Below are 26,649 nucleotides of genomic sequence, written 5' to 3'. Positions count from 1 at the left end.
GGCCCGCCGTCAAGCCCCGGCGGACGAGCGGCCGCGTTCAGGCGGGGATGGGCGTGCCGACGGGGTGCGGTGCCGGCCGGTCCGCATCCACGGGATCGGGCGCGACCGGGTCGGCGGCGGCCACGATGGCCTCGACGGCGCCGCGCAGGGACGTGACGTGGATGTCCGCTGGAATCGCCCGGCGCTGGGCGGCCTCGTCGAGGCTGCTCTCGTCGGCCTGCCACAGGCCGACGACGGTGTACGCCTGGGGCAGCTTGCGCTTCAGCCGCTCGGCCAGGCGCCGGAGGTGGGTCGGCTCCCCGCTGATGGCGGTGGAGACGATGCAGACGAGGCGCGCCGGACCGGGGTCGAAGGTGTCGATCCGCGCCCGCGCCACCTCCGAGAACGGCACGACGCGCACGCCGATCCCGCGATTGCGCAGGAGCTGAGCCAGGATGGCGCAGGCGGACTCGTCCACGAAGCTGCGCCCGGAGACGCAAAGGACCGTGCCCTCCGCGCGCCAAACCTCGTTCGCGGCCCGTGCGTCCGGCGTGTCCTCGGCCGATTCGTCGTCGCGGTCGGCCAAATCCTCGACGAGGCCGGCGAGGCTCTGTCGGATATCCGCCTTCTGCTCGTGCGTGAGCACGCCGCGCGCCGCATCGCGGGCGGCGAGTTCGAGGCCCTTGATCACCACCTCGTCGTAGTAGGTCGCCAGCGGACAGGTCTTGAGGATGAGTTCGGCGTGCTCCTGCACCTCGTCGGAATCACCCGCGAGGATGCGCTGATAGAAGTTCTCCACGGGCGTCAGGGCCGGCCGGTCGCCGAACAGCACGTCGAGGAATTCGAGCTTGTCGACGTGGCGCCCCAGGACCACGAGGCAGACGGTGAGCGGCGTCGAGAGCAGCAGCCCGACGGGTCCCCACAGCCAGGTCCAGAACAGGGCCGAGACGAGGACGGCGAAGGGCGACATGCCGGTGGAGTGGCCGTAGAGCATCGGCTCGATGAAATGCCCGACGATGGGCTCGAGGATGAGGAACAGGATCAGGGTCTCGACGACCATGGACCAGCCGGGATCGACGGCCGCCGCCAGCGCCAGGGGAAACAGCGCCGACACGAAGGCGCCGATGTACGGCACGAACCGCATGAGGGCCGAGAAGATGCCCCACAGGACCGGGCTCGGCACGCCGATGAGGTAGAGGCCGATGCCGACGACGAGGCCGAACGAAGCGTTGAGGGCGAGCTGAACGAGGAAGTAGCGGCTCAAGCGCTTGGCCGCATCGTCCATGGCGACCGTAGTCCGGTGCAGGTCGCTCGATCCGGCGAGGCGGATCATGCGATCGCGCAGATCCTCGCGCTGCATCAGCAGGAACAGCAGCACCACGAACACGATGCCGATGGTGGCGAGCGGATGCAGGATCGGCGAGAGCAGGGTCCCGGCCATGGTGAGGGCGTCGGGCGCGCGGTCCTTCACCTCGACGAGGATCGCCTTCTCGGGTGGCGCCGCCGCGGGGGCGGCATCCGGTTTGGGTTCGGGTTTGGGCTCGGGCTTCGGACCGTCCGGGTGCATGGTCCGGCCGATGCCGGCGACGTAGTCGGCCATGTGCCCGGCGGGCGTGTCCTTGAGGCCCTCGACCTTGCGCTCGATGGTGCTGCGGTAGCGTGGGACGTCGCCGGCGATGTCGGCGAGCTGCACCCCGATGAGGGTGCCGAGCGCCCCGACCACGCTCAGGGTCATCAGCACGGCGGTGGCGACGGACAGGAAGCGACCGAAATGCCAGCGCCTGAGCCAGTTCACCAGGGGGCCGAGGACGAAGGACAGCAGGATCGCGATGGCGATGGGGATGAGCACGTCGCGGCCGAGATAGAGGCCGGTGACGATGAGGGCCGCGACGATGAGCGGCGAGGTCATGGTCGGTGCCGGCGTCTCGGCGGCGGCGATCCGGGTCGGGCGCGGGGGAATCAGCGAGGGTTTCGTTGTGGGTCTCGTCGCCATGCCGGTTCCGTCTCGACGCCTAAGCCGGCCGCCCTCGGATGGGGCGCCGCGCCGGGGGAACGGTGCGGTGCTGCAAAACGATCCCTCGCGCGGACCCTCCTCCTCGCGGCGGCGTGATCGGATGACCCCCGACGGCGGCACGCGCGCCCCTTGCGTTGCGTGAAGCGGGCCGGTTCAGGGCTCGCTCCGGCGGACAAGGCGTCCCTTCGGAGCCGCTCTCATCCGGCGAACGGCGCCAGGGTGAACCCGGCCTCCTCCAGGGTCCGGCGCACCGCCTGGGCGGTCGCCACCGCGTGCGGATCGTCGCCGTGGACGCAGATCGTGTCGATGGCGACCGGGATGCGGCGACCCGAACGTGTGACGAGGGCGCCCTCCTCCACCATGCGGCGGGTCCGCTCGGCGACGGTTCCGGCATCGGTGATCACGGCGCCCGGCTCGCCGCGCGGCGCGAGCTGCCCATCCTCCGCGTAGGCGCGGTCGGCATAGATCTCGCGCACCACCCGGAGGCCCTCCGCCCGAGCCGCCCGCTCGGCGGCGAGGCCCGGCATCACGAGAACGGCGAGGGTGTCATCGACGGCGCGCACGGCCCGGGCGATGGCCCGCGCCACGTCGTCCTCGGCGTTCGAGAGGTTGGCCAACGCCCCGTGGGCCTTCACGTGGGTGACGCGGTGGCCGGCCAACGCCGCGCAGGCCTGGAGCGCCCCGATCTGATAGGCGACATCGGCCTCGATCTCGCCGGGCGTGGCGCGGATCACACGGCGGCCGAATCCGCGTCGGTCGTCGAAGCCCGGATGGGCGCCGAGCGACACGCCGCGCGCCCTCGCCGCCCGGGCGGTCGCGACCATGAGGCCCGGATCGCCCGCATGGAAGCCGCAGGCGACGTTGGCCGACGTGACGATGTCGAGGAGGGCGGCGTCGTCGCCCATCCTGTAGGGGCCGTAGCCCTCGCCGAGATCGGCGTTGAGATCGATCCGCATCCCTGGCTTCCCCGCGGGTTCTCGCACGCCCCTGTCCTTGTCGCGTGACGTGCGCCGGCACAAGGCGCCGTCGATCGCCCCATCGATGCGGCGTTCTCGCCAAGGGGAACGGGCCGCCTGCGCTGCCGATCGGATGCGTCCGGCGATCCGGGGCAGCCTATCCATCGGGTTCATCGGGCTGTTGTCCAGCACCGTCCAGACTGCACCGTTGACGACTGACGCCGTACATTTACGGAACCATCGCAAACGGGTGCCGGCCCGCCGCGTAGGCCGATGAGATCTGACCGAGATCATCCTTTGGAAAAATCGTCGACCCAAATCAACACTCGACAAGTCCAGTGCCGGGCGGCGTGCTCTGGTCAGACATACAATACAACGGTCTGATAGTGCGAAATTTAATAAGGCATTAGCTGCTATCGATCATTCCTATCTCGGGTTGTAAAGACGAACGAGGGACGGATGTCGGGTTTGAGCCTCAAGCAGGGGGGCGTGGCTTCGCCAGGGCCGTCGAGCGCTCCCGGGACCGGCCTCCGGGGCGTCGCGGCGGAGATCGCCGAGCTGAAGCGCATCTCGTCGGAGAAGAGCCGCCGCATCCAGGGCATCACCGGGCAGGTCAAGATCCTGGCCCTGAACGCCCTCATCGAGGCGGCGCGTGCCGGTGAGATGGGACGCGGCTTCGCCGTGGTCGCCCAGGAGGTGCGCGCCATCGGCGGAGAGGTCGAGGGGATCGCCAAGGCGCTGGAGGCCGAGCTGTCCGACCGGATCGCCGGGCTTCAGGCCCAGGTCGAGGATCTGTCGAGCCACACCCGCGACGACCGGCTCATCGACCTCGCCCTCAACGCCGTCGAACTCATCGACCGCAACCTCTACGAGCGGACCTGCGACGTGCGCTGGTGGGCGACCGACGCGGCCCTCGTGGATTGCGCCACCGCTCCGACGCCCGACCGGGTGGCCCACGCGGCCGCGCGTCTCGGGGTGATCCTCGACGCCTACACGGTCTATCTCGACCTGTGGCTGTGCTCGCCCGGCGGCATCGTCCTGGCGCATGGCCGCCCGGAGCGGTTCCGCGAGGTGATCGGCCGGGACGTCTCGGCCGAGCCTTGGTTCCGCCGCGCCGCCGACCTGCTCGACGGCGATTCCTACATCGCCGCCGACGTCGCGCGGCAGGGCCGGCTCGGGAACGCCCAGGTCGCGACCTACTGCGCCAGCGTCCGCGCGGGCGGCAGCAGCCGGGCCGGGCCCGTCGGCGTGCTGGCGATCCATTTCGACTGGGAGGCGCAGGCCCGCGCCATCGTCGAGGGTGTCCGGGTGTCGCCGGAGGATCGGGACCGGACCCGCGTGGTCCTCGTCGATGCCCGTCACCGCGTGCTGGCCGCGTCCGATGGACGGGGCGTCCTCGAGGAGACCCTGCGCTTTCAGCCGGCCGGGCGGACGAGCGGCGCGGATCGCGATCCGCAGTCGGGCGCCGTCACCGCCTTTCACCGGACCCCCGGCTACGAGACCTATGCGGGACTCGGATGGTACGGGGTCATCGTCCAGGGTGCCGACGCCTGAGCGCACCTCACACGACGACCGGCAGCGCCGGCGCGTCCTCGACGCCGAACACCCGGCGATAGCGCGCGATCTGATCCTCCGGTCCGATGGCCTTCGACGGGTTGTCGGAGATCTTCACCGTGGGCCGTCCGTCCGCCGCGATGACCTTGCAGACGATGGAGATGGGATCGAGGCGCCCGTCCGGCACCAAGCCGCGAAAGTCGTTGGTGAGCAGGGTGCCCCAGCCGTAGCCGATGCGCATGCGCCCGTGGAAATGCGCGTGGATGGCCTCGATGGTGTCGACGTCGAGCCCGTCCGAGAAGATCGCCAGTTTCTCGCGGGGATCGCAGCCCCGCAAGCGCCACCACGCGATCGCCTCCTCGCCGCCCGCGATGGGCTCCTTCGAATCGATGCGGATGCCGGTCCAGGCGTTCATCCAGTCGGGGGCGTGCGCGAGAAAGCCGCTCGTGCCGTAGGTGTCGGGCAGCATGACGAGGAGGTTGCCGGCGTAGTCCTGCTGCCAGTCCGCGAGCACGTCGTAGGGAGCCCGCGCCAGGGCCGCGTCCCCGTCGGCCAGCGCCGAATACACCATGGGCAGCTCGTGGGCATTGGTGCCCACCGCCTCGACCTCGCGGCGCAGCGCGATGAGGCAGTTCGAGGTCCCGAGGAACCGGTCGCCGAGGCCCGCGCGCATCGCCTCGACGCACCAGTCCTGCCACAGGAAGCCGTGGCGCCGGCGCGTGCCGAAATCCGCGATGGAGAGATCGGGCAGGGCGCGAAGGCGTTCGATCTTCTCCCACACCCGGGTCATGGCGCGGGCGTAGAGCACCTGGAGCTCGAGCTTGCCCATATGGCGCACGACGCCGCGCGCCCGCAGCTCGTTGAGGATGGAGAGGGCCGGCACCTCCCACATCGTCGTCTCGATCCAGGGTCCGTGGAAGGTGAGCACGTACTGCCCGTCCCGCGCCTCGAGCTCGTATTCGGGCAGGCGGAAGGCTTCGAGCCAGTCCATGAAGTCGGGCGCGAACATCTGGCGCTGGCCGTAGAAGGTATTGCCGCGCAGCCAGGTCGACTCGCCCCGGCTCAGGGTGAGGGTGCGGGCATGGTCGAGCTGCTCGCGCAGTTCGCCGGCATCGACGAACTCGGCGAGCCGCACGCTCCTGGAGCGGTTCTGGATGCCGAAGGTGACACGGGCGTCGCGACGGCGGCGAAAGATCGTCTGCGCCATCAGGAGCTTGTAGAAATCGGTGTCGAGGAGCGACCGGACGATGGGGTCGATCTGGAAGTTGTGGTTGTACACCCGCGTCGCGAGATCGAGCATGGTCGGGCACCGTCCGGCGCGGGACCCGGGCGCCCGCTCGCCTGCGAGAGGCGCATAGGCGTCGGTCACGAGTCAATCGGACCTGCGATCGCGGAACGTCGAAGGGCGGCCACCCGTCCGGGTGACCGCCCTCCTCCCTCGTCCCGATCGGTAGCAATCAGGCGAGATCGACCTTCTTGGTCTCGGTCTTCGGCGACTCGCCCGTGAGGGCGGCCTTCACGTAGCCGTAGATGTGCAGGGCCGTGGCGTTGGGGCTGTCCCAGTACTCGCCCTTCTCCGGATGGATGCGGAGCAGCGCCACTTCCGGGTCGTCCTTCCCGTTGGGAAACCAGGTCTTCAGGCTCTCGGTCCACTTATCGTCGATGACGGCCTGATCTGTGACGATCTCGGCCTTGCCGGCAATGGAGACGTAGGTCTGGCTCGACGGGTCGGAATAGGCGAGGTTTATCTGGTTGTCCTTGCTGATCTCGGCGGTCTTCGGCGAGTGCAGCTTGGTGAAGAACCACAGGTCGCCGTTCTCGTCCGCGTCCTGGCACCACATCGGGCGGCTGTAGAGCTTCCCATCGGGGTCCGCGGTGGTCATCATCGCGACCTTGATGTCCTTGATGAGGGCGAAGAGCTTCTTGGCGCCCTCGTGATCGCGGTGGTTGCCCTGATGCATGGGGTTGGAATCTCCGACTCGGTCTCGACGCATCCGGACGCGGCGCCCTCGACGGGCGCCCGCGACCGGTTCGAAGGCTCAACGGGCGAGCTTCGCTTTGGTTTCGGGTGACGCGATGCTGGGTTTCGGGATTCCGGGCCGGACGATTCCGGGGCTCGCGATGATGGGCCGCGCGGTGCGGGGTTGCGCTGGCTGCGCGCCCATGCTGTCCCCTAAGTCGACATGCGCGCGAGAGTCCCGACCGGGGCGGATGGCGCCACCGATTTCGCGTCCGGCCCGGGCTAGCCCGTCCGTTGCGCCAAGGAGCCCGACTGTTGGCGATCACCCGCGACGATGTCCTCAAGATCCTGTCGGCCGTCACCGTCGATGCCGGTGGCACCACACTGCCCGCGTCCGGCCGCCTGTCGCAGGTGGTCGTCGATCCGACCGGCCGGGTGATGTTCTCGATCCTCATCGATCCGAGCGAGGCCGAGCGCTTCGAACCGATCCGCCGCCGCGCCGAGGGCGCGATCCTCGCCACCCCCGGGGTCTCGGGCGTGTTCGCGAGCCTGACCTCGGAGCGCGGTCCCAACCACCCCGCCCAGGGCCAGACCCCGCCGCAGCCGCCCGCCCCCGGCCGGCCGCCGGCCCCGCCGCCGCCGCGCACCGGGCCGGCCCTGCCGGGGGTCCGCCACATCGTCGCCGTGGCGTCGGGCAAGGGCGGCGTCGGTAAATCCACCACCGCCTGCAACCTCGCCCTGGCGCTCTCGGCGCAGGGACTGAAGGTCGGATTGCTCGACGCCGACATCTACGGCCCGTCCGTGCCGAAGCTCTTCGGTTTGTCCGGCAAGCCCAAGGTCATCGAGGAACGTCTGCTGGCGCCCATGGAGGGCTACGGCATCAAGGTCATGTCCATCGGCTTCCTCATCGAACCCGAGACGGCGATGATCTGGCGCGGCCCCATGGTTCAGTCGGCCATCACCCAGATGCTGCGCGAGGTGGCGTGGGGCGACCTCGACATCCTCGTGGTCGACATGCCCCCCGGCACCGGCGACGCCCAGCTCACCATGGCGCAGGCCACCCCCCTGTCCGGCGCCGTCATCGTCTCGACGCCGCAGGATCTCGCCCTCATCGACGCCCGGCGCGGCGTGACCATGTTCCGCAAGGTCTCGGTGCCGATCCTCGGCGTCATCGAGAACATGGCGACGTTCGTCTGCCCGAATTGCGGCCACGCTTCGCACATCTTCGGCCATGGCGGCGCCCGCGACGAGGCGGCGCGCCTCGCGGTGCCGTTCCTCGGCGAGGTGCCCCTGAACATGACCATCCGCGAGAGCTCGGATGCCGGGCGCCCGGTGGTGGCCGTCGATCCCGACGGGCCGCACGCCAAGGTCTATCGCGACATCGCCGCCAAGCTCTGGGCGAACCTCAACGGTGCGTCGGCGCCCCGGGCGGCGCCGCGCATCGTCATCGAGTAGATGCCGGTCCTCGGCGTCGTCCTGGCCGGCGGCCTGTCGCGGCGCATGGGCGGCGGCGACAAGGCCCTGCGGCGCCTCGCCGGCCGCCCGCTCCTCGACCACGTGGTGGCGCGATTCGCGCCCCAATGCGATGCCGGGCTGATCCTCAACGCCAACGGCGACCCGGCCCGGTTTTCGGGGTTCCCCGGCCCGGTCGTGCCCGACGGCGTACCGGGGAATCCCGGCCCCCTCGCGGGCATCCTCGCCGCCCTCGACTACGCTGCCCGCCTGCATCCGGGGGTGAAGTACGTGGCGAGCGTCACCGGCGATGCGCCGTTCCTGCCCGCCGACCTCGTTGCCCGCCTGGCGCGGGCGGACGGCCCCGTGGCGATGGCGGCCTCGAACGGGCGCGAGCACTTCACCGTGGCCCTGTGGCCCGTCGCTCTGCGCCCTGCGCTCCATGATGCCCTCGTGATCCGCCTGGAGCGGCGGGTCGGCGCCTTCCTGCGCGCGCAAGGGGCGGTCCCGGTGGAATGGCCGGCCGAGCCCCTCGACCCGTTCTGGAACATCAACACGCCGGAGGATCTGGCGGAGGCCGAGGCTCGCCTTTCGGACCCACCCTCCCCTCACACCAGACCCGATTGATCCCGTCGGGATGGCGGAGGCCGTCTCACACGCGACGCCAGCGCGGATAGAGGACGCCCAGGGCGAGTCCCGCCATGACGAGGGCCGCCGCGCCGATCTTCCAGGGCGGCAGGGGTTCGCCGAGCCAGAGGGCGGAGGCGCCCATGCCGAAGACCGGGACCAGCAGCGCCATGGGCGTGACGAGGGCGGCGGGGTGGCGCGCCAGGAGCCAGCCCCAGGCGGCGTAGCCGAACAGGGCGTTGCCCACCGCCTGCCACGCGACGGCGCCCCAGGTGGCGGCATCGGCCCGCATCACCCCCTCGCGCATGGCGTCCCAGCCTTCCAGGGCGAGGGACAGGGCGAGCAGCGGCGGCGCCGAGAACAGGCTGCCCCAGATCACGTAGGCGAGCATGCTGCGCACGCCGCTCGCCCGCGCCACCATGTTGCCGCCGGCCCAGCTCAGGCCGGCCAGGAGCACGAGGCCGAGTCCGAGCGGTGTGGTCGCCGCATCCGTATGGACGGCGATCACCAGGAGGCCGGCGACCGCGAGCAGCAGCGCCGCCCCCTGATAGGCGCGGACCCGTTCGCTCGTCAGCCACATGGACAGGCCGATGGTGAAGAACACCTGCACCTGCACCACCAGGGAGGCGAGGCCCGGTGCGATCTCGCCGCGCAGGGCGACGAAGAGCAGGCCGAACTGGCCGGCGCCGATGAGGAGGCCGTAGGCGGCGAGATTCCACCATGAGGCGGCAGGCCGGGGCAGCAGGAACACGCCCGGCAGGGCGGCGAGGACGAAGCGCAGGCCGGCGAACAGCAGCGGTGGCAGGTGGTCGAGGCCGATGCGGATGACCACGAAGTTCGTACCCCACACCGCCACCACGGCGAGCGCCAGCAGCAGATCGCGCGGGGGAAGCGTGGCGGGATTCATGGGTCAACTCGCTGCCGACACGCGCGCGCGCCCGAAACGGCGGAAGGGCCCACACGCCGGACGCGCGGACCCTTCCCGATCAAAGATCGTGCGCCGTTCAGGCGGCCGAGACGGTCGCCTTGACGATCTTGTCGGGGGAGCGCGGCGGCTCGCCCTTGTTGAGGGTGTCGACGATGTCCATGCCCTCCGTCACCTTGCCCCAGACGGTGTACTGCTTGTCGAGGAAGCGGGCGTCGCCGAAGCAGATGAAGAACTGCGAATTGGCCGAGTGCGGGAAGTTGGTGCGGGCCATGGAGCAGGTGCCGCGCACGTGCGGCTCGGCGTTGAATTCCGCGTTGAGGTCGGGCAGGTCCGAGCCGCCGGAGCCCGTGCCCGTGGGGTCGCCGGTCTGGGCCATGAAACCGTCGATGACGCGGTGGAACGGCACGCCGTCGTAGAAGCCCTGCGCCGCCAGGGTCTTGAGGCGCTCGACGTGGTTGGGGGCGAGGTCCGGGCGAAGCCCGATCACGACGCGGCCCTTGGTGGTCTCGAGGGTGAGGGTCTCGGTGTCTGCCATGGGTCTAGATTCCTTGTCCTCTGGGTCCGTGATGGATGAAGCGGAGCGCGATGGGGCGCCCCGCGATGGCCGCCCCGAGGGCGGCCGTGACCCGCGCGGGCGTGCAGCGCCGGATCGCCGAAACGGCGGCCTCCGCCAGCAGGGCTCGCGCCCGCCCGTCGCCCCCTTCCGTCGCGAAGGTGACGCGCGGGGTTCCGATGACCGATCCGTCCCGGCGAAGGGCGAACCGGGCGGTGATCTCCGTGCGCTCGAAGCGGGCGAGGCCTTCCGGCACCACCCAGCACGCGGCGAGCGCCGGATAGAGGTCCTTGAGGGTGTCGATGGGCGGGGCGTTCACGGACTTGTCCGGCGCCCGCGCCATCCCGGTCCGTGGCGTGTCCGGCGCGGGAACCTGTACGGTCCCGCGCAGGGTTTCCGGCAGGGCGAGCGGCCCCGTCGACGGGGCCGATTCCGCGCCGACGGGCCCGAGCGGCAGCGCGAGCACGATGGCGGAGACCGCCCGGACGCGACCGACGCCCGCCATGGCCCCGTCGACCCCGGGTTACTTCGCTCCCTGAGCCATCTGCAGCTTCAGGATCTTGTCGGGGTCCTGCACGGCACCGCCGGGCGCGCCGGGGGCGGCCTTCTTGATCTTGTCCACGGCCTCCATGCCCGACGAGACGAGCCCGATGACCGTGTACTGGCCGTTGAGGAACGGTGCGTCGCCGAGGCAGATGAAGAACTGCGAGTTCGCCGAATTCGGCTCCGACGAGCGGGCCATGCCGAGGGTGCCGCGCCGGAACGGCGTCTGCGAGAACTCGGCCGGGATGTTGGGCAGGTTGGAGCCGCCGGTGCCGTTGCCCTTCGGGTCGCCGGTCTGGGCCATGAAGCCGTCCATGACGCGGTGGAACTTGAGGCCGTTGTAGAAGCCCTGCTTGATCAGGGTCTTGATCTGCGCGACGTGCTTCGGCGCCAGATCCGGGCGCAGCTCGATGGTGACGCGGCCATCCTTGGTGTCGAGGAACACGGTGTTCTCGTCCGCCGCCCGGGCGGCGGGCGCCGCGCCGATGACGGCGGCGAGGCTGAGAAGGGCGAGGCGGCGGTTGAGTCCGAACATCATGGGCAGGCGGTCTTTCTCTAGCAAAGCGGGTGCGCTCAGGCGCGGCCGAAGCGGGTGGACAGGCGCTCGGCCACCAGGGCCGGCACGAAGGGCGAGACGTCTCCGCCCATGGCGGCGATCTGACGGACCAGGGTCGCGGTGATGGGCCGGACCCCGGTGGAGGCCGGCAGGAACACCGTCTGGACCTCGGGCGCCATGGCGCCGTTCATCCCGGCGAGCTGCATCTCGTAGTCGAGATCGGTGCCGTCGCGCAGGCCGCGGATGAACAGGGTGGCGCCGTGGCGCCGGGCGGCACTCACGGCGAGATCGTCGAACGCCACGATCTCCAGGCTCGCGCCCTCGGCCTCGGCGAGCGGCGTGCCCGTGGCGCGCAGGAGGTCGGTGCGTTCCTCGGCGGTGAACATCGGCGCCTTGCCCGGATGCACCCCGATGGCGATGACGAGGTGCTGTACGAGCCGGCATGCCTGACGAATCACGTCGAGGTGTCCGTTGGTGACCGGGTCGAAGGAGCCGGCGTAGAGCGCGGTGCGGATCATCGCGGCCCGAGGTAGAGCATTTCTGCCCCGAACGGAACCGGGGCCGGATGGATGGCTCCGTCGGTGCCGGATCGAGCCCGTGAAATCGAGCGCGCGAAAAAGGCGGCCGCCCCGGGGGGCAGCCGCCTCGATCCGCCCGGACCGGCCGGGCGGATGTCCAAGACGATTCTAGTCCAAGACCATCCCAGGCCAAGACGATCCTAGTAGGAGCCGAACTTGTAGTTCACGCCGGCGCGGATCAGGCTGCCCTCGGTGGTGAAGCGCGAGTTGTAGCCGATTCCGGGGCCGCCCGTGGAGGCGACGAGGAGGTTCTTGGCGCCGAGGTCGTAGCGCAGGTACTCGGCCTTGATGGTGACGGCGCTGGAGCGGAAGAAGTTCAGGAACGACTCGGTGGGCAGGGCGTACTCGATGCCGCCGCCGTAGGCGTAGCCGGTCTCGATCTGCGAGCGCGAACCGGCATAGGTCTGGGGCACGCCGGTGGTGAAGCTGATGTTCTGGGACACGTCGCCGTAGGCGAAGCCGCCGGTGCCGTACACCAGGACGCGGTCGAAGGCGTAGCCGATGCGGCCGCGCACGGTGCCGAGGAAGCCGAGCTCCGAGCGGTAGGTGTTGGTCAGACGGTTCGGGTTGAACACCGGCAGGAAGATGTTGTCGACCTGGGTGCGCTGGAGGTCGGTGTACTGCGCATCGGCCTCGACGCCGATGACGAGGCCGGAGCCCGGGGTGAACTGGAAGTTGTAGCCGACCTGACCACCGCCGGTGAAGCCTTCCTGCTGGAGACGGACGTCACCGCGGCGCAGGCCGGCGTTGACGTTGTTCTGCAGGGCGCCGATGCCCGTGGTGCGGACGATGTCGCCCTCGTTGAAGGCGTAGCCGGCGTTGAAGCCCGCGTAGAATCCCGTCCAGGTGAAGACCGGGACCGGCACGAACACCGGCGGCGCGGCGCGGCGCGGCAGATCGGCGGCGGAGGCGGCGCCGGCGAGGAGCGCGGTGGCGGCACCGGCCAGGAGGAGGGTCTTCAGCACGGGGTGTATCCTTGCACTTCAAATCTTGCGTTGGCCCCATGGGTATTACGGCGCCGCCCGGACCGCTATGACTTTACTGCAACAGGTCTTCTCAAGAGGTCGCCAACCCTTTCGGAGATACCAGCACTACTCAGAAAGACTTTTAATCCACCCGCTCGCGTCTTCGTGATCGTTCCTCGGAAAGACGCGCGCGGGGACGGGACCGGACTCAGACAGCCTCTTCGCCGGTGACCTCGCCGGCACCGTCGCCGGACTCGTCCTCGCCCTCGATGTGCTCCACGGAGACGACGCGCTCGGTCTTCTCGGTGTTGAACACCGTGACCCCCTGCGAGGCGCGGCCGACGATGCGGATGTCGTCCACGGGCACGCGGATGAGCTGGCCGGCATCGGTGACCAGCATGATCTGGTCGGAGGGCTGGACGGGGAAGGACGCCACCAGGGTGCCGTTGCGGGCGTTGACCCGCATGGCAGTGATGCCTTTCCCGCCGCGCCCGGAGGTGCGGTACTCGAAGGACGAGCTGCGCTTGCCGAAGCCGCGCTCCGACAGGGTGAGGACGAACTGCTCGGCGGCACCCATCTCGTTGTAGCGCTCCAGGGAGATGGCGGAGGCCTCGGCGACGCCCTCGTCAGCCTCGCCGTTCGCCTCTTCGCCCTCCGCCCCGTCACCGATGACGGCCCGGCGCATCTTGAGGTAGCCGGCCCGCTCCTCGGGGCTGGCCTCGAAGGAGTTGAGGATCGTCATGGAGATGACGCGGTCGTCCTTGGCGAGGCTGATGCCGCGCACGCCGGTGGAATCGCGGCCCTTGAACACGCGCACATCCTCGACGGGGAAGCGGATGCACTGCCCGTCCTTGGAGGTGAGGAGTACGTTCTGGTCGGCTCGGCAGATCTCGACGTGGACGATGTGGTCGCCCTCGTCGAGCTTCATGGCGATCTTGCCGGCGCGGTTCACCTGCACGAAGTCGGAGAGCTTGTTACGACGGACGCCGCCGCTGGCGGTCGCGAACATCACGTCGAGGGTCTCCCACGACGCCTCGTCCTCGGGCAGCGGCATGATGGTGGTGATGCGCTCGGTGCCCGCATCCATGGCGAGGATGTTGACGAGCGCCTTGCCGCGGGCGTTCGGGGCGGCCATGGGCAGGCGCCAGACCTTCTCCTTGTAGACCTGACCCTGGTTCGAGAAGAACAGGATCGGCGTGTGGGTGTTGGCGACGAACAGGCGGGTGACGAAATCCTCGTCGCGGGTCGCCATGCCCGAGCGGCCCTTGCCGCCCCGGCGCTGGGCCCGGTAGGTCGAGAGCGGCACGCGCTTGACGTAGCCGGCATGGGACACGGTCACCACCATGTCCTCGCGCTGGATCAGGTCCTCGTCCTCGACGTTGGAATCCCAGTCGAGGATCACCGTGCGGCGCGGGGTGGCGAAGGATTCGCGGACCTCGGCGAGCTCGTCCTTGACGATGCCCATGATGCGCAGGCGCGAGCGCAGGATGTCGAGGTAGTCGGCGATCTCGTCGGCGAGCTTCTGCAGTTCGTCGCCGATCTCGTCGCGGCCCAGCGCCGTGAGGCGCTGCAGGCGCAGATCGAGGATGGCGCGGGCCTGCACGTCGGAGAGGCGGTAGCTGTCGTCGTCGTTGATGCGGTGGCGCGGATCGTCGACGAGGGCGATGAGGGGCGCGATGTCCTTCGCCGGCCAGTCGCGCCCCATGAGGGCCTCGCGGGCGGAGTTCGGATCGGGCGAGGTCCGGATGAGGCGGATCACCTCGTCGATGTTGGCGACCGCGATGGCGAGGCCGCACAGGACGTGGGCGCGCTCGCGGGCCTTGTTGAGGAGGAACTTGGTCCGCCTCGACACCACCTCTTCGCGAAAATCCACGAAGGCCTGGAGCAGGTCCTTCAGGTTCATGAGTTCGGGGCGGCCGCCGTTGAGCGCCACCATGTTGCAGCCGAACGACGATTGCAGGGGCGTGAATCGGTAGAGCTGGTTCAGCACCACGTCGGCCATGGCGTCGCGCTTGATCTCGACGACGATGCGCATGCCGTCGCGGTCGGATTCGTCGCGAAGGTCGGAGATGCCCTCGACGCGCTTCTCCTTCACCAGCTCGGCGATCTTCTCCATGAGGGTCGCCTTGTTCACCTGATACGGGATCTCGGTGAAGATCAGCGCCTCGCGCTCCTTGCGCAGTTCCTCCACGTGGGATTTCGCCCGCATGATGATCGAGCCGCGCCCCGTGGCGTAGGCCTGGCGCGTGCCGGCGCGGCCGAGGATCGAGCCGCCCGTGGGGAAGTCAGGCCCGGGGACGATCTCGGTCAGGCCCTCGATGGAGAGGCCCGGATCGTCGATGAGGGCGACGCAGGCGTCGATGAGCTCGCCGAGGTTGTGCGGCGGGATGTTGGTGGCCATACCGACCGCGATGCCGCCGGCGCCGTTGGCGAGCAGGTTCGGGAAGCGGGCCGGGAGGACGGTCGGCTCTTCCCGCGACTCGTCGTAGTTCGGCTGGAAATCGACGGTGTTCTTGTCGATGTCGGCGAGCAACGCGTTGGCGGGCTTGGCGAGGCGCGATTCGGTGTAGCGCATGGCCGCCGGCGGATCGCCATCGACGGAGCCGAAATTGCCCTGGCCGTCGATGAGCATGAGCCGCATCGAAAAATCTTGCGCCATGCGCACGAGGGCGTCGTAGATCGATTGGTCGCCGTGCGGATGGTAGAGACCGATCACGTCGCCGACGATGCGGGCCGACTTGACGTATTTGCGCTCGGGCAGGTGCCCGCTCTCGTAGGCCGAGTACAGGATGCGCCGGTGCACGGGCTTGAGGCCGTCGCGGGCATCGGGCAGGGCCCGGCTCACGATCACGCTCATGGCGTAATCGAGATAGGAGCGGCGCATCTCGTCGGTGATGGAAACCGGCTTGATGTCGGAGGCGGGGGGCGCTCCGGCGCCGGGAATGTCGTTCTCTGCCAAGGTTCTGGATCTCTGCCTATGGGGCGTCCGGAGCACGGGGCGTCGGAGTGCGACGGCCAAGCGACGGGAAATGACGGATGGGCGATCGAACCCGTTCGCGCGGGCGAACCGGGCTGCACCGCTCCCTGGCGCCCCCTATAGACGATCTCGGTGCCGCCCGCCACAGATCGCCGCATCCCGCCGGGGAAAGGCGTGGACCCGCAACGGCTTGCCGCCCTTGAATCTCACAGGAATCGAAAAGGGCGCGGCCCCGTCCGGGGCCGCGCCCTCCCGTCGGACAATTCTAGAACGGAATGTCGTCGTCGAGGTCGTAATTCGGCTTAGAGCCACCACCGCCACCGCTCGACGGGGACGGGCGCCGGTCGCCACCGCCCGAGGGGCGCCCGGCGCCGGAGGACCGGCCACCGCCGCCGTAATCCCCGCCGCCGCCGCCGCCACCGTAATCGCCGCCGCGGCTGATCTGGCCGCCGCCCTCCTCGTCGGCGCCCATCTCGCCGCCACCGCCGCCCGAGCGGCCGTCCAGCAGGGTGAGTTCACCGCGGAAGCGCTGGAGCACCACCTCGGTGGTGTACTTCTCGACGCCGGACTGGTCGGCCCATTTGCGGGTCTGGAGCTGGCCCTCGATATAGACCTTCGAACCCTTGCGCAGGTACTGCTCCGCGACGCGGGCGAGGTTCTCGTTGTAGATCACCACCGCGTGCCACTCGGTCTTCTCCTTGCGTTCGCCCGACATCTTGTCCTTCCAGGACTCCGATGTGGCGATGCGCAGGTTGACCACGGGATCGCCGGAGGCGAGGCGCCGCGTCTCGGGATCGCGCCCGAGATTGCCCACCAGAATCACCTTGTTCACGCTGCCGGCCATGCCGCTCTCTCCTCTCGATCGATCTCACCGCGTGCCGAATCGAGCCCGGCCCCAAAGGGCCGGACAAGGTCGGCGCCGCCTGTCATGGGCCGTCCCGACGCGTCCGGCAATCGGCAGGCGCGGGGTTGTCCCCGAGACTCACGGAGCCTCTCCATCCTATGAATGTTCTACCTTTGTTCAATTGTGCCGGCAAGGTGCGGGCCGGTCTGTTCAGGCGATCCGCACCAGCAGCTTGCCGAAGTTCCGGCCCTTGAGAAGCCCGGCGAAGGCGGTCGGCGCATTCTCCAGGCCGTCCACGATGTCTTCGCGGTGGATGATGCTGCCTTCCTGGAGCCAGCCGCCGACCTCGCGCAGGAACTCGGGCTCCTGGGAGGCGAAATCCCAGACGATGAAGCCCTGCAGGTGGAGGCGCTTCGACAGCACCGCCCGCATGAGGAGCGGGATGCGATCGGGGCCGGGCGGCAGGTCCGTGGCGCTGTAGCCCGAGACGAGGCCGCAGACGGGAATGCGCGCGAAGGTATTCAGGAGCGGCAGCACCGCGTCGAACACCGCGCCGCCGACATTCTCGAAATACACGTCGATGCCGTTCGGGCAGGCGGCCGCCAGGGCGTCGGGAAAGTCGTCGGCGCGGTGGTCGATGGCCGCGTCGAACCCGAGGGTGTCGCGGAGATAGGCGCATTTCTCCGGGCCCCCGGCGATGCCGACGGCGCGGGCCCCCTTGCGTTTCGCGATCTGTCCGACGAGGGAGCCGACGGGCCCGGTGGCCGCAGCCACCACCACGGTCTCGCCGGGCTTCGGAGCACCGATGTTGAGAAGGCCCGTATAGGCGGTCATCCCCGGCATCCCGAGAACGCCGAGCGCCGTGCTCACAGGTGCTGCGGCGGGGTCGAGCCTGCGCAGGCCCTTGCCGTCGGAGGTGTAGAAGTCCTGCCAGCCGCCGAAGCCGACCACGGTCTCGCCGACCCGGAAGTCGGGATGGTTCGAGGCGGCGACTTCAGCCACGGTCGCGCCCACCATGGTGTCCCCGATGGCGACCGGCTCGGCGTAGGATTTGGCGGCGCTCATGCGGCCGCGCATGTACGGATCGAGGGAGAGGATGCGGTTGGCGAGCAGCATCTCGCCCGCGCGCGGCGTCGGCACCCGGCCTTCCTCCAGGCGGAAATGGCTCGCGTTGGGCTCACCGTGCGGGCGGGCGGCCAGAACGATGCGGCGGTTGACGGGGCTCGCGGTCGGGTTGGTCGTCGCAGTGCTCATGGGCGGTCTCCCGAGGCTTGGTCCGAGCAAGCGCAGATGGGGTCCCGCGCGGGTAAGGCAAATCCACCGCTGGCGCGTTGACGGAGACGGAACGGGAGAGGCGCGATGGTTCGGGGTCTGCTGCTGTTGGGTGTGGTGCTGGCGAGCAGTCCGGCGTCGGCCGCCGAAGATCCCCTCGCGCTCCATCGCTGGAAGGCCCGAATCGTCGTGATCTCGGCCCCCGGTCCCGATGACCCGCTTCTCGCGCGCCAGCGCGCGCTCCTCGCGGCGGTGCCGGAGGGCGTGCGCGAGCGCGACCTCGTGGTGTTGGAAGCGGTGGGAGCCAGCGCCGGGGCCCGGAGCCTGCGCGCCCGCCTGGGCCTGCCCGACGGGGCGTTCCGGGTGGTGCTGATCGGCAAGGACGGTGGGGCGAAACGAAATGCCGCCACGCCGCTGCCCGCCGAGACGCTGTTCGCCACCATCGACGCCATGCCGATGCGGCGGGACGAAATGCGGCGCTGACACGAAAAAAGGGACTGCCCGAAGGCAGTCCCCGATGGCGATTCCCTGTCGCCTCAGCCGGTTTCGCGCTCAGTAGCAGCGCTCGACCAGAACCCGGCGGTAGCCGTAGGGCGTCCAGCGGACGCGCGGGACCGTGTAGCAGCCGCCACCGTAGCCGACATCGTACCCGACCGGGGCGTAGCCGTACCCGCCGTAACCGTAGCCGTAGCCCGGGCCGTATCCGCCGTAGAGGCCGCCCGCCGCGAGGCCGAGGCCCACACCGAGACCGAGGCCGCCGAGACCGTAGCCGTAGCCGCGCCCGTAGCCGCGCCCACCGTAGAAGCCGCCCCGGTTGCCGTAGAAACCGCCGCGATAGCCGCCGAACCCGCCCCGGTATCCACCGAAGCCGACACCGCGATAGCCGCCGAATCCGCCCCGGAAGCCACCGCCTCCGAAGCCGCCGCGGAACCCGCCGCCGCCGAAACCGCCGCCATGAAATCCACCGCCGTGGAAGCCGCCACGGGCCTCCGCCGTCGCCGGGATCATCGCGAGGGCCCCGATCATGGCCGCCGAGGCCAGAACAACTCGTTTCATCTCAAACTCTCCGAGAGATACCGATGCGTCCCCAACGGCACAGGAACGCGGAGCCGCCCGCAACGGTTCAGCGACCGATCCGTTTTGCCGCAATCGTGAAGTCGTGCCCTACGCCTCGCCCGCCGGACGTCGGACGACTTGAAAACCGGCCGGCTTTCGGGCGAGGAAGCGCGTCCCGGCCCTCTTCCCCGCCGCCGCAAGGTTTTCGCCGCAAGGCTTCTGCCGCAAGGTTTTCGCGATGTACGGTCTCGAGTTTCAGGATGCCGCCGTCAGGACGCGGCGGTGGGTCGCTCAGGCGCTCATCGCGTTCCTGGCCTTCGCCCCGCCGGCTCTCGCTGCGCCCGCCCCCGCCCCGTGCAAGCCCGTCCAGGCCGAGGGCGAGAGCTACACCGTCTGCACCGTCGATCTGCGCCGCGACAGGGTGCGCCTGTTCTGGCGCGGCACCGACGGGCAGCCCTATTCGTCGCTCTCGACCCTCGGCGACAAGCAGGGCCCGTCCTTACGCTTCGCCATGAATGCCGGCATGTACGACAAGGACCAGGCGCCCGTCGGCCTCTACGTCGAGGAGGGGCGCGAGCTGAAGGGCGTGTCCACGGCCAACGGCCCGGGCAACTTCCACCTGAAGCCCAACGGCGTCTTCTACGTGAAGGGCGACCGCGCCGGCGTCCTCGACACCCCACGATATCTGCGGGTGAACCCGAAGCCCGATTTCGCCACGCAATCGGGGCCGATGCTCGTGGTGGACGGGCACATCCACCCGAAAATCTCCAGCGACGGGCCGAGCCAGAAGATCCGCAACGGCGTCGGCGTGCGCGACGACGGCCGCACGGCGGTGTTCGCCATCTCCGAGCGCCCCGTGAGCTTCGGGGCCTTCGCGCGCCTGTTCAAGGACGGTCTCGGCTGCCGCAACGCCCTGTTCCTCGACGGCAGCGTATCGAGCCTCTACGCGCCGTCCATGAACCGCTCCGATCTCAGCCGGCCGCTCGGGCCGATGGTCGGAGCCGTGGCCCGCTGAGGGCGGGTCGGGCTAAGCCCGCTCCGGCCCACCCATCGGCGCTCCGGGCGGCCGCGCGAACGCACCCGCCCGTGAGCGGAGGGAACGCCGACGCAGGGATGCCCGTGTCGTCGTTGGGATATGGCCGAATGGCGACCCCGTTCGACGCGGATGGCCGGCGGTCCGGGATGAGTCGTCGCATGGCGAATGTGTGGTGAGCGCGTTGGGGTTCGAACCCAAGACCTACAGATTAAAAGCTTGCAAGAAGCCCTGCGATCGGTGCTGCCCCATGTGGATGCAGAGTGATAAAGCGCTTGATTTGTAGCGGCTTAGCGACATACCTTGTCGACGAGCGGCGATCGTTGTCGCTCATTGTTGATGCCGCGTGCTGCCCCGGTGCTTCCCCAGACAGGGCCAGGTGCTACCCCGCCCTGCCCTGCGAATAGCCCTGGCAGCGTGGCGGAAGGTGAGCGCCATGGCCGAGCAACGGATCACGAAACGCATGGTCGACGGCCTCGAGCCGCGCACGGCCGAGTATACGGTCTGGGATCGCGACCTGACGGGTTTCGGCGTCCGAGTCCGGCCGACCGGCACCAAAGCATACATTGCGGCTTACCGGGCCGGGCGCGGCCGAGGCGCGCCCTACCGGCGCCAGACGATCGGCGCTACGACCAAGCTCTCGCCCGACCAGGCTCGGCAGGAAGCCGAACGCATCCTGGCCGGCGCTACGCTCGGCGCCGACCCGGCTGCTGACCTCGCTGCTGCGAACGTGGCCCAGGCTGAGAAGCGGAAGGCCCCAAAAATCCGTGACCTACTCGACCGCTTCGTCATGGAACACGTCGATACGCGCCTCAAGGCGCGCACCGCCTACGGCTACAAGCACATCGTTGAAAAGGTGCTGAAACCCGAGCTGGGCGACGTACCGGTGCGCGGGCTCACCCCAGCGTTGGTCGCCGAACTGCACCACAAGCGCCGCGCCACCCGCACCCACGCGGATCAGATCGTTCGGGTGCTGTCGTCGGCCATGGGCCTTGCCGAGCAGTGGGGCCTCCGCGAGCCGGGATCGAACCCCTGCCGGGTTCGCAAGTTCGGCTCGCGCCGGCGGGAGCGGCTGTTCTCTGACATTGAGGTGGCGAAGCTGCTGAACGCGGTCGAGGCCCTCACGGACTCGGGGGCGATCACCGAGTTCCAGGCCCTCGGCATCCGGCTTCTGTTTGCTACAGGGTGCCGGGTCGGCGAGATCACAGGCCTGGAGTGGGCCTACGTCGATTTTGACGCAGGGCTCATTTCGTGGCCGGACACGAAGACCGGTGCTCTCATGAAGCCCCTCACGAACGAAGCACGCGAGCTGCTCGCAGCCGCGCCGCGGATTGCCGGCGCATCGGCTGTGTGCCCCTCGAGGAACCTCAAGGCGATGCGGGTCGAGACGCTGGAGGGTGCCTTCGAAAAGGTAATGGCGAGCGCGGGCGTCGCCGCGAGGGAGAACGCGACTACCCACCTAGTGCGCCACTGGTTTTGCACCCAAATTTACTCTGATCCAACGATCCCCCTTCCGCACCAAATGCGCATCTGCGGCCACAAATCTGTGGCGACGGCCATGCGTTACGCACAGCTTCAAATGGATGCGGTCAAGCAGGGAGCCGAGGCCAGTTCGAAGAAGCGAGCTTTAGCGCTCGCGGCAGCTCGCAAGGCGCTTGAGACTTCAAATATCGTTCCGCTTCGGTCGGGAGGCCACTGATGTCCTTCCATTTTACTGATGCGCAGTGGGAAGGCGTTGGCCGGTGTATAGAGCGGGTTGGCGGAGTTCCAACCAATTGGGTCAAGGGAGAGATTGAAGGCTATATCAATCGTGTATTTAATCTAAAGAACTCTGAGGAGCAAAAAACTGTTCTTTTCCGTCGCGTATTTGTTGCTGCGACCGATTTGTCTGATGCGCTGATGCAACTGGCAGAAATTGGAAGATTAGAGGCCGAAGCGGACAAGATATTTGGCGATGAAATTATGTACAACGATGTAATACAACGATTGAAATTAGCCAAAAGTGTCCAAAAATACGTGGATGGCGCAGATTGGATGCTCGACAAAGAACTCCGGTCGACTGACGATCCTACGCGAGGGCGTCCTGTCGACTCTGATCTGCCTGCATTTGTAGGGCGAGTATTCAACTTTGGTCGGCAGGAGCAATGGGTATTAGAAGATAAAAAAGGTTCCACCTCACCAAAATTCATCGATTTATTGGTCGATCTGGCGAGCTGTGCGCGATCAGCAGGCTTGGACCATTCTCGTGACATCAGACGTGCTTTAACTAGGGCGGTTGCAGCGGCACGTGTCGAAGAGGTGGAGAGGCTACGGAACAAACCCATCGTGGATGCAGCGCTCGACGCCGTCTTCCTATGCGCGCAAAAAAAGGCCGACGGGTAAGCGAATTGTTTGTGTGGCGCCTCGCGAAAATCTGATTAAATTGTCGAACCGCGGACGGTAATACGAACCGAGAGCGGTGCAAATGAATAAACCATCAGCCTTAGAACAGCGCGGCTTCTATTGTGAGGCAGATGCTGCAGATCAGCTCGGATCGAAGCCCTCAACGCTGAGGGCCTGGCGTGTGAAAGGTAAAGGACCGCGCTACTACAAGATCGGTGGCAAGGTGTTCTACCGAGGCGCTGATCTCGACGCCTGGATTGAGGCGCAAGTCCGCGGCTCAACGTCCGAAGTCGCGGCGTGAGAGACACCATGCGTGACCTCACCGATCTCCCGCTATTCAGCGGCGTCCCTGCGGCCGAGCCTCTCCGATCGAAGAAGCACTGCCGCGAGAGGCATAACCGTGGCCCTGAGCGCGTCGCGCCCGGCGCCGATCCCCTGTCACCATCTGCGACCGGCAGCGCCCTGGTGCTGCCGTTTCCCCCCTCCCGCGACACCCGCCTGATCGCTGACCTCGTGCAGGCCTTCCTGAACCTGCGACAGCGCCACGGCCGGCGGTGCCGCTCCCTGCTGATTGCAAGGCGTTTCAAGCCGATCGCCGGGCAGTTGCGCAAGATGGGCGTGCCTGCTGCCTCGGTTGAGCACGAGCTTGCCCAGCTCGAAGCCGCAGTCGCACGCTCTGTCTGGCGTTGCGATGGCTGCCCCTCGACAGCCTCCAGCGGGGGGCATGCAGCATGAGCGTGATTGCGATGCCGTCGCGGGTCCCGACGGCTTCTCCTAGCCATGTTGAGCCCACGCATCTCGACGCAGTCAGTGAGCCAAAGCCAGGGGCAATCGCGGCCGACCCCAACGCGAAGGGGGCCGCGCGTGAAGCGTTCATGTGGCTCCGCCAGGTCGCTCGCGACCCTGCCCTGCCGCTGCTCTCCCTGCGCGTCGCAATCGAAGTGAGCCAGCACGTTGATCGTCGAAAGGGTTACGCCCATCCGTCGCACGAGACGCTAGCTGCCGATCTGAAGGCTAGCCGGCGTGGGGTGCAGAAAGCACTCGGCAAGCTTCAGGAGCAAGGCCACCTCGACGTTCAGGTCAGCCGTGGGGCAGGACAGGCAAACCGCTATCGGCTGAGGGTCTGGCGCATGGCGAGGGGGGCCGTATGAGCACGCTTCTGCCCTCCCCTCTTTCGCCGGGAAATGCGCATCCCAGAGTGCGCATTAATTCAGCCCAGCAAACGGACATAAATGCGCACAGCAAGTGCGCATTAATCGGACCCGTTAAATGCGCACTCCAGAGTACGCAGGGGGTGCGCACTCTGGAGTGCGCCCTATCCATGTACAGACCAGGATTTTTCTAGGAAAGAGCCGCGCGGCAAGCGTCCGGCGGTCGGCGCTCCCAGGCGTCCGATCCGTCCGGCGCGCTTCTAGTCTGAACGTCGCCGCCGCTACCTCCCTCAGACCCTCGCGGTTCCCATCTCCCGCCTCGTCGGTGGCTCTGGTGGGTCGGGCGGCCCCAGCCGACCCGATCCCGCCACCGTCCGGTGAGGTCGCGGGTGGCGCTGCCGCAGCCACGTTCGGAATCGTGCGTCACGACTGGAAAGAGCAGGGTCGCGTCGGTAGCAACATGAGGCACCTGGCATCGCACCCCTGCGCCCAGGCGAGGCGGGTCGACGCCCTCGCTCTCGCCCCGTTGGGGACGCGAGCGCGTCGCCCCTCGCGTCGGCGGGTGATCCTGGCGCCATATCCTTCGACCGATGCCCTCGGTGATGTTGCTGGCTGCGAGGGGGAGCTTCAGCGGTCGGGCCTGCCCTATCCGGCACCCGTGTCGCCGCCCTGGCCTTCGCTGCCGGCTTGCCCCTCTCGGAGCCGTTCCATCTCTACGCCTGAATGCAGCGCGCAAGACGGTTCGGCCACCATGTATTCGGCCCGCGCAGCCGGTGCATCCGTCGGCTGGAACTCGGGACACGACAGACGATCCTCGGGGGTGGCTAGGAAGCGCAGAAGGCGGGCCTTGAGGTCGGCCTGCATCTCTGTGCTGCCCGGCGCGCGAGCGAGCGCCTGGGCGATTTGGGAGAGGAAGGTCGCATCGTCATCAGCGGGCATCGTGAGCCCAATGCAACTGACGACCCTTCGTTTCACGGCGCCGCCCTTCCGTCCAATCTGCCGCGGCCTCCCCTGCGCGCTTATCGATTGCGTGCGCTGGCTTGGCCGTGGACCGGCTCGACGGGTCAGGTCGGTGTTCGGTGCCGGGCGAGAGGGCGCGGCCGGTGACGGGGCTGCCAGTCGATTTAGGGACCGTGGACGCGTGCGACGTAGCCGCGGTGCCGACGCAGCCCTCAATTCGATCAAATCTGGGGTATTCCCGATTGCAGTTTCGTTTCGCACGGCCCACCTCACCCGGGGGGTCGGCCGATGACCGCCCCCCGCCACGATCAAGCCGGTCTGGAGGCCCGTATCCGGGCCACCAGGGCGGAAATCCAGGCCCTTGAGGTGCAGGCTCGCGCCATCGCCAAGAAGCGGGCCGCCCGCGATGCCGAGATGCTCCAGATGGCCTACCAGTTGGCCCGCATCCCGGCGGATGATGATGTTGTAGCTCCCGTGCCCCGGGGCCTGGAGACCGTGCCCATCAAGCAGGCTACCCGCATCGCGAATTGCGGTGACGGTACACTCCAACGGCACGGCATCGCGGCAGGCTGGTGCTTCAAGCGAGGGGGGCGCTGGTACGTCGACCTAGCCGGCCTTCAGGCCTGGATGAGCGGGCCGCGAACCCTCCCCCTCGCGCGCGTGTAGTTATACTCCGTTCCGCCCGGTTTTGCCTTGGGACGGGCCATGACCGGGCGGGGCATCATGCCCCTCATGAAGACGCCCCCGACCTCCACAGCCGCCGAGGACGCCGCACAGGAGCGGCGGGGACGTCTTCACCTCCGCGTCGCCCCAAACCTCGCCAAGGCGGTGCGCCTCGCCGCCGAGGTGCGCCGGGTCCCCGTCTCAGACTTCGTCGCCGACGCCTTGCACGATCGCCTAGCGCGCGACGCCGCCCCCTCAAAAACCAGAGTCGACCGATGAGTTGGAACCTCACCTTACCCCCGCGCCATCCCGTCGCGTTCGCCGATCCAATCGGCCTGACGGCCGAGGCCGTCGCCAAGGCGTCTGGAGCGGCCGTTACGGCTACCAATCCCCCTATCCGGGCCATGACGCCGGCAGAGAGAGAGGCCGCCGCATGGGAGGCCGGGTATGGCGTCGGCGCCGCCACCGAGCGTCGCGAGTGGGAGGCCGCCGGGGCCGTAAAGGGCAGCGACGAGCCCTCCACCAAGGCGTCTGCCTTTTCCTGGGACGCCATCACCGCCGAGACGAACGCCGAAGCCGGCGTCAACACGCGATCGGAGAGCTAAACCCATGTCGCGCATCGCACAATTCCGCGCCCTGTTGACCCGGGCCCGCCAGGACGCCCCGGCACCGGCCCCGCAGCTCGCCCAGGACCGGGAAGCGGCCGCCGTCGAGCTAGCCGCCGCAAAAACCGGGGTCGAGGAAGCGGATGCCGCCTACGAGGGCGCGCTGCTCGGCGCCACCGACGAAGGCTTGAAGAAGCTGGACGACGACCGCCGGGCCGCCCTGATCCGCCTGGATCGCGCTGAGAAGCTCGTGGAGCGCTTCGCGGCGCAGACCGCTGCTGCAGTCGAGGCGAAGGACAAGGCCGCGCTGGCGGCCATTGTTGAAGCCGCCAGCGCGGCGCAGGCGGTGTTTCGTGAGGCCGTTGAGCGCGATATGCCCGACATGGCGGCCAAGGCTTATGCGATCTTTAGGCTCCGCCTCGACGCCGAGCGCGCGACGATCGCCGCCAACAGGGCGCTCGCCGAAGCCGGCGAGGGCGGCTCCTTGCCAGGCGTCGAAGCCTTCAGGGCCCTAGCTGGCAGGCCGCGTGAGGATCTGCGCCGCGAGATTGTGGACCTCTGGGTGGACGACGCCGGCAACGCGGCCGGGCATCAGGACAAGATCACGGTCGGCTCCGACGGCACGGGTTCACTGCGGCTCCCGAACGCATCGTACCTTCGGCGCTACACGAAGAAGCGGCCCTTCGAAACCATCGAGTTCCTCCCGGCCGAGCCCGGCGCGCAACCCGCCTCCCTGCTCGACGCGCTGCACGTACCGGAGGTCTACGGCGTCGCCCGGCAGGGCACCGATCGCCGGCCTCAAACCGAGACGCGCCCAGTGGGTCCCGCCCGGGTCGTGGCGAAGGTGGAGCCGTCGAGGTCGGATCGGATCGCGATGGGTCATCGCGCCTAGAAATTCAGAGTTGCCGGCCGGTCGTCACGATGACAACCGGCAGGGAAGGTGGGGCATTCATTGATGGCTTCGCCGGCAGTCAAATATCGAAAAGTATTCCTCCGTGCCCCGCCTAGCGAAAGCTGAAAGAGACGGTCAAGGAATACAAG

28 protein-coding genes are annotated in these 26,649 nt (G+C 68.5%); 13 read left to right on the top strand and 15 right to left on the bottom strand.

What is annotated here, in order from left to right; genetic code table 11:
* Positions 1 to 37: 37 nt before the first annotated feature.
* Together MKK49_RS18525 and MKK49_RS18520 are read right to left on the bottom strand one after the other, a co-directional pair.
* Positions 38 to 1,972: an AI-2E family transporter gene (locus MKK49_RS18525; RefSeq protein ID WP_244031145.1), complete on the bottom strand. Its 1,935-nt coding sequence runs from the start codon at positions 1,970 to 1,972 to the stop codon at positions 38 to 40.
* Between the two features lie 218 nt (positions 1,973 to 2,190).
* Entirely contained in the window at positions 2,191 to 2,949 is a 759-nt protein-coding gene (locus MKK49_RS18520) for a LamB/YcsF family protein (protein ID WP_244031144.1), read from the bottom strand.
* A 459-nt stretch (positions 2,950 to 3,408) separates the two neighbouring features.
* Between MKK49_RS18520 and MKK49_RS24565 the strand changes: the two genes are divergently transcribed.
* Positions 3,409 to 4,503 carry a methyl-accepting chemotaxis protein gene (locus MKK49_RS24565; protein WP_279595620.1) on the top strand — a complete coding sequence of 365 codons (1,095 nt, stop codon included), beginning with the start codon at positions 3,409 to 3,411 and terminating at the stop codon, positions 4,501 to 4,503.
* A gap of 7 nt (positions 4,504 to 4,510) precedes the next feature.
* Here MKK49_RS24565 and MKK49_RS18510 read toward each other — a convergent pair whose 3' ends face one another.
* Together MKK49_RS18510 and MKK49_RS18505 are read right to left on the bottom strand one after the other, a co-directional pair.
* On the bottom strand, positions 4,511 to 5,803 hold the full coding sequence (locus MKK49_RS18510; protein ID WP_244031143.1) for a nicotinate phosphoribosyltransferase: 1,293 nt from the start codon (positions 5,801 to 5,803) through the stop codon (positions 4,511 to 4,513).
* Between the two features lie 157 nt (positions 5,804 to 5,960).
* Entirely contained in the window at positions 5,961 to 6,464 is a 504-nt protein-coding gene (locus MKK49_RS18505) for a pyridoxamine 5'-phosphate oxidase family protein (RefSeq protein ID WP_244031141.1), read from the bottom strand.
* A gap of 314 nt (positions 6,465 to 6,778) precedes the next feature.
* On the opposite strand from MKK49_RS18505, the gene MKK49_RS18500 reads away from it, so the two are divergent.
* Positions 6,779 to 7,918: an Mrp/NBP35 family ATP-binding protein gene (locus MKK49_RS18500; protein WP_244031139.1), complete on the top strand. Its 1,140-nt coding sequence runs from the start codon at positions 6,779 to 6,781 to the stop codon at positions 7,916 to 7,918.
* Complete coding sequence (gene mobA, locus MKK49_RS18495; RefSeq protein ID WP_244031137.1) at positions 7,919 to 8,542, top strand: molybdenum cofactor guanylyltransferase MobA; 624 nt, start codon at positions 7,919 to 7,921, stop codon at positions 8,540 to 8,542. It begins immediately after the preceding gene.
* A gap of 25 nt (positions 8,543 to 8,567) precedes the next feature.
* Here the strand turns inward: mobA and MKK49_RS18490 are convergent, their stop codons facing one another.
* From MKK49_RS18490 to MKK49_RS18450, 9 genes are all read right to left on the bottom strand, one after another.
* Positions 8,568 to 9,449 carry an EamA family transporter gene (locus tag MKK49_RS18490; RefSeq protein WP_244031135.1) on the bottom strand — a complete coding sequence of 294 codons (882 nt, stop codon included), beginning with the start codon at positions 9,447 to 9,449 and terminating at the stop codon, positions 8,568 to 8,570.
* Between the two features lie 97 nt (positions 9,450 to 9,546).
* Positions 9,547 to 10,005 carry a peptidylprolyl isomerase gene (locus MKK49_RS18485; RefSeq protein ID WP_056173222.1) on the bottom strand — a complete coding sequence of 153 codons (459 nt, stop codon included), beginning with the start codon at positions 10,003 to 10,005 and terminating at the stop codon, positions 9,547 to 9,549.
* 4 nt (positions 10,006 to 10,009) lie between these two features.
* On the bottom strand, positions 10,010 to 10,528 hold the full coding sequence (locus MKK49_RS18480) for a hypothetical protein (protein ID WP_244031133.1): 519 nt from the start codon (positions 10,526 to 10,528) through the stop codon (positions 10,010 to 10,012).
* An 18-nt stretch (positions 10,529 to 10,546) separates the two neighbouring features.
* On the bottom strand, positions 10,547 to 11,104 hold the full coding sequence (locus MKK49_RS18475) for a peptidylprolyl isomerase (protein WP_244031131.1): 558 nt from the start codon (positions 11,102 to 11,104) through the stop codon (positions 10,547 to 10,549).
* Between the two features lie 35 nt (positions 11,105 to 11,139).
* Positions 11,140 to 11,640 (bottom strand): pantetheine-phosphate adenylyltransferase, encoded by a 501-nt coding sequence (gene coaD / locus MKK49_RS18470; RefSeq protein WP_244031128.1) that lies wholly within the window; start codon positions 11,638 to 11,640, stop codon positions 11,140 to 11,142.
* A 200-nt stretch (positions 11,641 to 11,840) separates the two neighbouring features.
* Positions 11,841 to 12,665: an outer membrane protein gene (locus MKK49_RS18465; RefSeq protein WP_244031126.1), complete on the bottom strand. Its 825-nt coding sequence runs from the start codon at positions 12,663 to 12,665 to the stop codon at positions 11,841 to 11,843.
* A 208-nt stretch (positions 12,666 to 12,873) separates the two neighbouring features.
* The gene (gene gyrA / locus MKK49_RS18460) at positions 12,874 to 15,624 is read right to left on the bottom strand and encodes a DNA gyrase subunit A (protein WP_244031124.1); all 2,751 of its coding nucleotides are present in this window, start codon (positions 15,622 to 15,624) and stop codon (positions 12,874 to 12,876) included.
* 283 nt (positions 15,625 to 15,907) lie between these two features.
* Positions 15,908 to 16,486: a single-stranded DNA-binding protein gene (ssb, locus tag MKK49_RS18455; protein WP_244031122.1), complete on the bottom strand. Its 579-nt coding sequence runs from the start codon at positions 16,484 to 16,486 to the stop codon at positions 15,908 to 15,910.
* Between the two features lie 210 nt (positions 16,487 to 16,696).
* Positions 16,697 to 17,740, bottom strand: coding sequence for an NADP-dependent oxidoreductase (locus MKK49_RS18450; RefSeq protein WP_244031120.1), 1,044 nt, complete (start codon positions 17,738 to 17,740; stop codon positions 16,697 to 16,699).
* 105 nt (positions 17,741 to 17,845) lie between these two features.
* Here MKK49_RS18450 and MKK49_RS18445 point away from each other — a divergent pair, with 105 nt between their 5' ends.
* Positions 17,846 to 18,241: a DUF4174 domain-containing protein gene (locus tag MKK49_RS18445; RefSeq protein WP_244031118.1), complete on the top strand. Its 396-nt coding sequence runs from the start codon at positions 17,846 to 17,848 to the stop codon at positions 18,239 to 18,241.
* Positions 18,242 to 18,310: 69 nt separating this feature from the next.
* Here the strand turns inward: MKK49_RS18445 and MKK49_RS18440 are convergent, their stop codons facing one another.
* Entirely contained in the window at positions 18,311 to 18,814 is a 504-nt protein-coding gene (locus MKK49_RS18440) for a hypothetical protein (protein WP_244031116.1), read from the bottom strand.
* A 238-nt stretch (positions 18,815 to 19,052) separates the two neighbouring features.
* Here MKK49_RS18440 and MKK49_RS18435 point away from each other — a divergent pair, with 238 nt between their 5' ends.
* The 6 genes from MKK49_RS18435 (at position 19,053) to MKK49_RS18410 (ending at position 23,380) form a co-directional block, all read left to right on the top strand.
* The gene (locus MKK49_RS18435; protein ID WP_244031114.1) at positions 19,053 to 19,829 is read left to right on the top strand and encodes a phosphodiester glycosidase family protein; all 777 of its coding nucleotides are present in this window, start codon (positions 19,053 to 19,055) and stop codon (positions 19,827 to 19,829) included.
* 454 nt (positions 19,830 to 20,283) lie between these two features.
* Positions 20,284 to 21,546, top strand: coding sequence for a site-specific integrase (locus MKK49_RS18430; RefSeq protein ID WP_244031112.1), 1,263 nt, complete (start codon positions 20,284 to 20,286; stop codon positions 21,544 to 21,546).
* Positions 21,546 to 22,229 (top strand): hypothetical protein, encoded by a 684-nt coding sequence (locus tag MKK49_RS18425; RefSeq protein ID WP_244031111.1) that lies wholly within the window; start codon positions 21,546 to 21,548, stop codon positions 22,227 to 22,229. Before MKK49_RS18430 ends, MKK49_RS18425 begins: the two co-directional genes overlap by 1 nt.
* A gap of 82 nt (positions 22,230 to 22,311) precedes the next feature.
* On the top strand, positions 22,312 to 22,530 hold the full coding sequence (locus MKK49_RS18420; RefSeq protein WP_244031109.1) for a helix-turn-helix transcriptional regulator: 219 nt from the start codon (positions 22,312 to 22,314) through the stop codon (positions 22,528 to 22,530).
* 8 nt (positions 22,531 to 22,538) lie between these two features.
* The gene (locus MKK49_RS18415) at positions 22,539 to 22,964 is read left to right on the top strand and encodes a DUF6074 family protein (RefSeq protein WP_244031108.1); all 426 of its coding nucleotides are present in this window, start codon (positions 22,539 to 22,541) and stop codon (positions 22,962 to 22,964) included.
* Entirely contained in the window at positions 22,961 to 23,380 is a 420-nt protein-coding gene (locus tag MKK49_RS18410) for a helix-turn-helix domain-containing protein (protein ID WP_244031107.1), read from the top strand. Before MKK49_RS18415 ends, MKK49_RS18410 begins: the two co-directional genes overlap by 4 nt.
* Before the next feature lie 645 nt (positions 23,381 to 24,025).
* Here MKK49_RS18410 and MKK49_RS18405 read toward each other — a convergent pair.
* Positions 24,026 to 24,355 carry a hypothetical protein gene (locus MKK49_RS18405; RefSeq protein ID WP_244031106.1) on the bottom strand — a complete coding sequence of 110 codons (330 nt, stop codon included), beginning with the start codon at positions 24,353 to 24,355 and terminating at the stop codon, positions 24,026 to 24,028.
* A gap of 273 nt (positions 24,356 to 24,628) precedes the next feature.
* Here MKK49_RS18405 and MKK49_RS18400 point away from each other — a divergent pair, with 273 nt between their 5' ends.
* The 3 genes from MKK49_RS18400 (at position 24,629) to MKK49_RS18390 (ending at position 26,500) form a co-directional block, all read left to right on the top strand.
* Positions 24,629 to 25,006, top strand: a complete 378-nt coding sequence (locus tag MKK49_RS18400; RefSeq protein ID WP_244031105.1) for a hypothetical protein — start codon at positions 24,629 to 24,631, stop codon at positions 25,004 to 25,006.
* A 272-nt stretch (positions 25,007 to 25,278) separates the two neighbouring features.
* A complete protein-coding gene (locus MKK49_RS18395) occupies positions 25,279 to 25,608 on the top strand; it encodes a hypothetical protein (RefSeq protein ID WP_244031104.1) in 330 nt (109 codons plus the stop codon).
* Between the two features lie 4 nt (positions 25,609 to 25,612).
* Entirely contained in the window at positions 25,613 to 26,500 is an 888-nt protein-coding gene (locus tag MKK49_RS18390; protein WP_244031103.1) for a hypothetical protein, read from the top strand.
* Positions 26,501 to 26,649 lie beyond the last annotated feature (149 nt).

Origin of the sequence: Methylobacterium sp. J-090 (assembly GCF_022829345.1) — a bacterium.
Taxonomy (GTDB): Bacteria; Pseudomonadota; Alphaproteobacteria; order Rhizobiales; family Beijerinckiaceae; genus Methylobacterium.
The sequence above is the reverse complement of the archived record's forward strand: the minus strand, read 5'-3'. Positions and strand labels throughout refer to the sequence as shown.

Excerpts from the sequence above, each read along its gene's own strand:
- ssb (WP_244031122.1), bottom strand. The coding sequence starts at position 16,486 with ATGGCCGGCAGCGTGAACAAGGTGATTCTGGTGGGCAATCTCGGGCGC.
- MKK49_RS18520 (WP_244031144.1), bottom strand. The coding sequence starts at position 2,949 with ATGCGGATCGATCTCAACGCCGATCTCGGCGAGGGCTACGGCCCCTAC.
- MKK49_RS18420 (WP_244031109.1), top strand. The coding sequence starts at position 22,312 with ATGAATAAACCATCAGCCTTAGAACAGCGCGGCTTCTATTGTGAGGCA.
- mobA (WP_244031137.1), top strand. The coding sequence starts at position 7,919 with ATGCCGGTCCTCGGCGTCGTCCTGGCCGGCGGCCTGTCGCGGCGCATG.
- MKK49_RS18400 (WP_244031105.1), top strand. The coding sequence starts at position 24,629 with ATGACCGCCCCCCGCCACGATCAAGCCGGTCTGGAGGCCCGTATCCGG.
- MKK49_RS18450 (WP_244031120.1), bottom strand. The coding sequence starts at position 17,740 with ATGAGCACTGCGACGACCAACCCGACCGCGAGCCCCGTCAACCGCCGC.
- MKK49_RS18415 (WP_244031108.1), top strand. The coding sequence starts at position 22,539 with ATGCGTGACCTCACCGATCTCCCGCTATTCAGCGGCGTCCCTGCGGCC.
- MKK49_RS18490 (WP_244031135.1), bottom strand. The coding sequence starts at position 9,449 with ATGAATCCCGCCACGCTTCCCCCGCGCGATCTGCTGCTGGCGCTCGCC.
- MKK49_RS24565 (WP_279595620.1), top strand. The coding sequence starts at position 3,409 with ATGTCGGGTTTGAGCCTCAAGCAGGGGGGCGTGGCTTCGCCAGGGCCG.
- MKK49_RS18410 (WP_244031107.1), top strand. The coding sequence starts at position 22,961 with ATGAGCGTGATTGCGATGCCGTCGCGGGTCCCGACGGCTTCTCCTAGC.
- MKK49_RS18390 (WP_244031103.1), top strand. The coding sequence starts at position 25,613 with ATGTCGCGCATCGCACAATTCCGCGCCCTGTTGACCCGGGCCCGCCAG.
- coaD (WP_244031128.1), bottom strand. The coding sequence starts at position 11,640 with ATGATCCGCACCGCGCTCTACGCCGGCTCCTTCGACCCGGTCACCAAC.
- MKK49_RS18510 (WP_244031143.1), bottom strand. The coding sequence starts at position 5,803 with ATGCTCGATCTCGCGACGCGGGTGTACAACCACAACTTCCAGATCGAC.
- MKK49_RS18430 (WP_244031112.1), top strand. The coding sequence starts at position 20,284 with ATGGCCGAGCAACGGATCACGAAACGCATGGTCGACGGCCTCGAGCCG.
- MKK49_RS18505 (WP_244031141.1), bottom strand. The coding sequence starts at position 6,464 with ATGCATCAGGGCAACCACCGCGATCACGAGGGCGCCAAGAAGCTCTTC.
- MKK49_RS18425 (WP_244031111.1), top strand. The coding sequence starts at position 21,546 with ATGTCCTTCCATTTTACTGATGCGCAGTGGGAAGGCGTTGGCCGGTGT.
- MKK49_RS18445 (WP_244031118.1), top strand. The coding sequence starts at position 17,846 with ATGGTTCGGGGTCTGCTGCTGTTGGGTGTGGTGCTGGCGAGCAGTCCG.
- MKK49_RS18480 (WP_244031133.1), bottom strand. The coding sequence starts at position 10,528 with ATGGCGGGCGTCGGTCGCGTCCGGGCGGTCTCCGCCATCGTGCTCGCG.
- MKK49_RS18440 (WP_244031116.1), bottom strand. The coding sequence starts at position 18,814 with ATGAAACGAGTTGTTCTGGCCTCGGCGGCCATGATCGGGGCCCTCGCG.
- MKK49_RS18525 (WP_244031145.1), bottom strand. The coding sequence starts at position 1,972 with ATGGCGACGAGACCCACAACGAAACCCTCGCTGATTCCCCCGCGCCCG.
- MKK49_RS18395 (WP_244031104.1), top strand. The coding sequence starts at position 25,279 with ATGAGTTGGAACCTCACCTTACCCCCGCGCCATCCCGTCGCGTTCGCC.
- MKK49_RS18435 (WP_244031114.1), top strand. The coding sequence starts at position 19,053 with ATGTACGGTCTCGAGTTTCAGGATGCCGCCGTCAGGACGCGGCGGTGG.
- MKK49_RS18485 (WP_056173222.1), bottom strand. The coding sequence starts at position 10,005 with ATGGCAGACACCGAGACCCTCACCCTCGAGACCACCAAGGGCCGCGTC.
- MKK49_RS18475 (WP_244031131.1), bottom strand. The coding sequence starts at position 11,104 with ATGATGTTCGGACTCAACCGCCGCCTCGCCCTTCTCAGCCTCGCCGCC.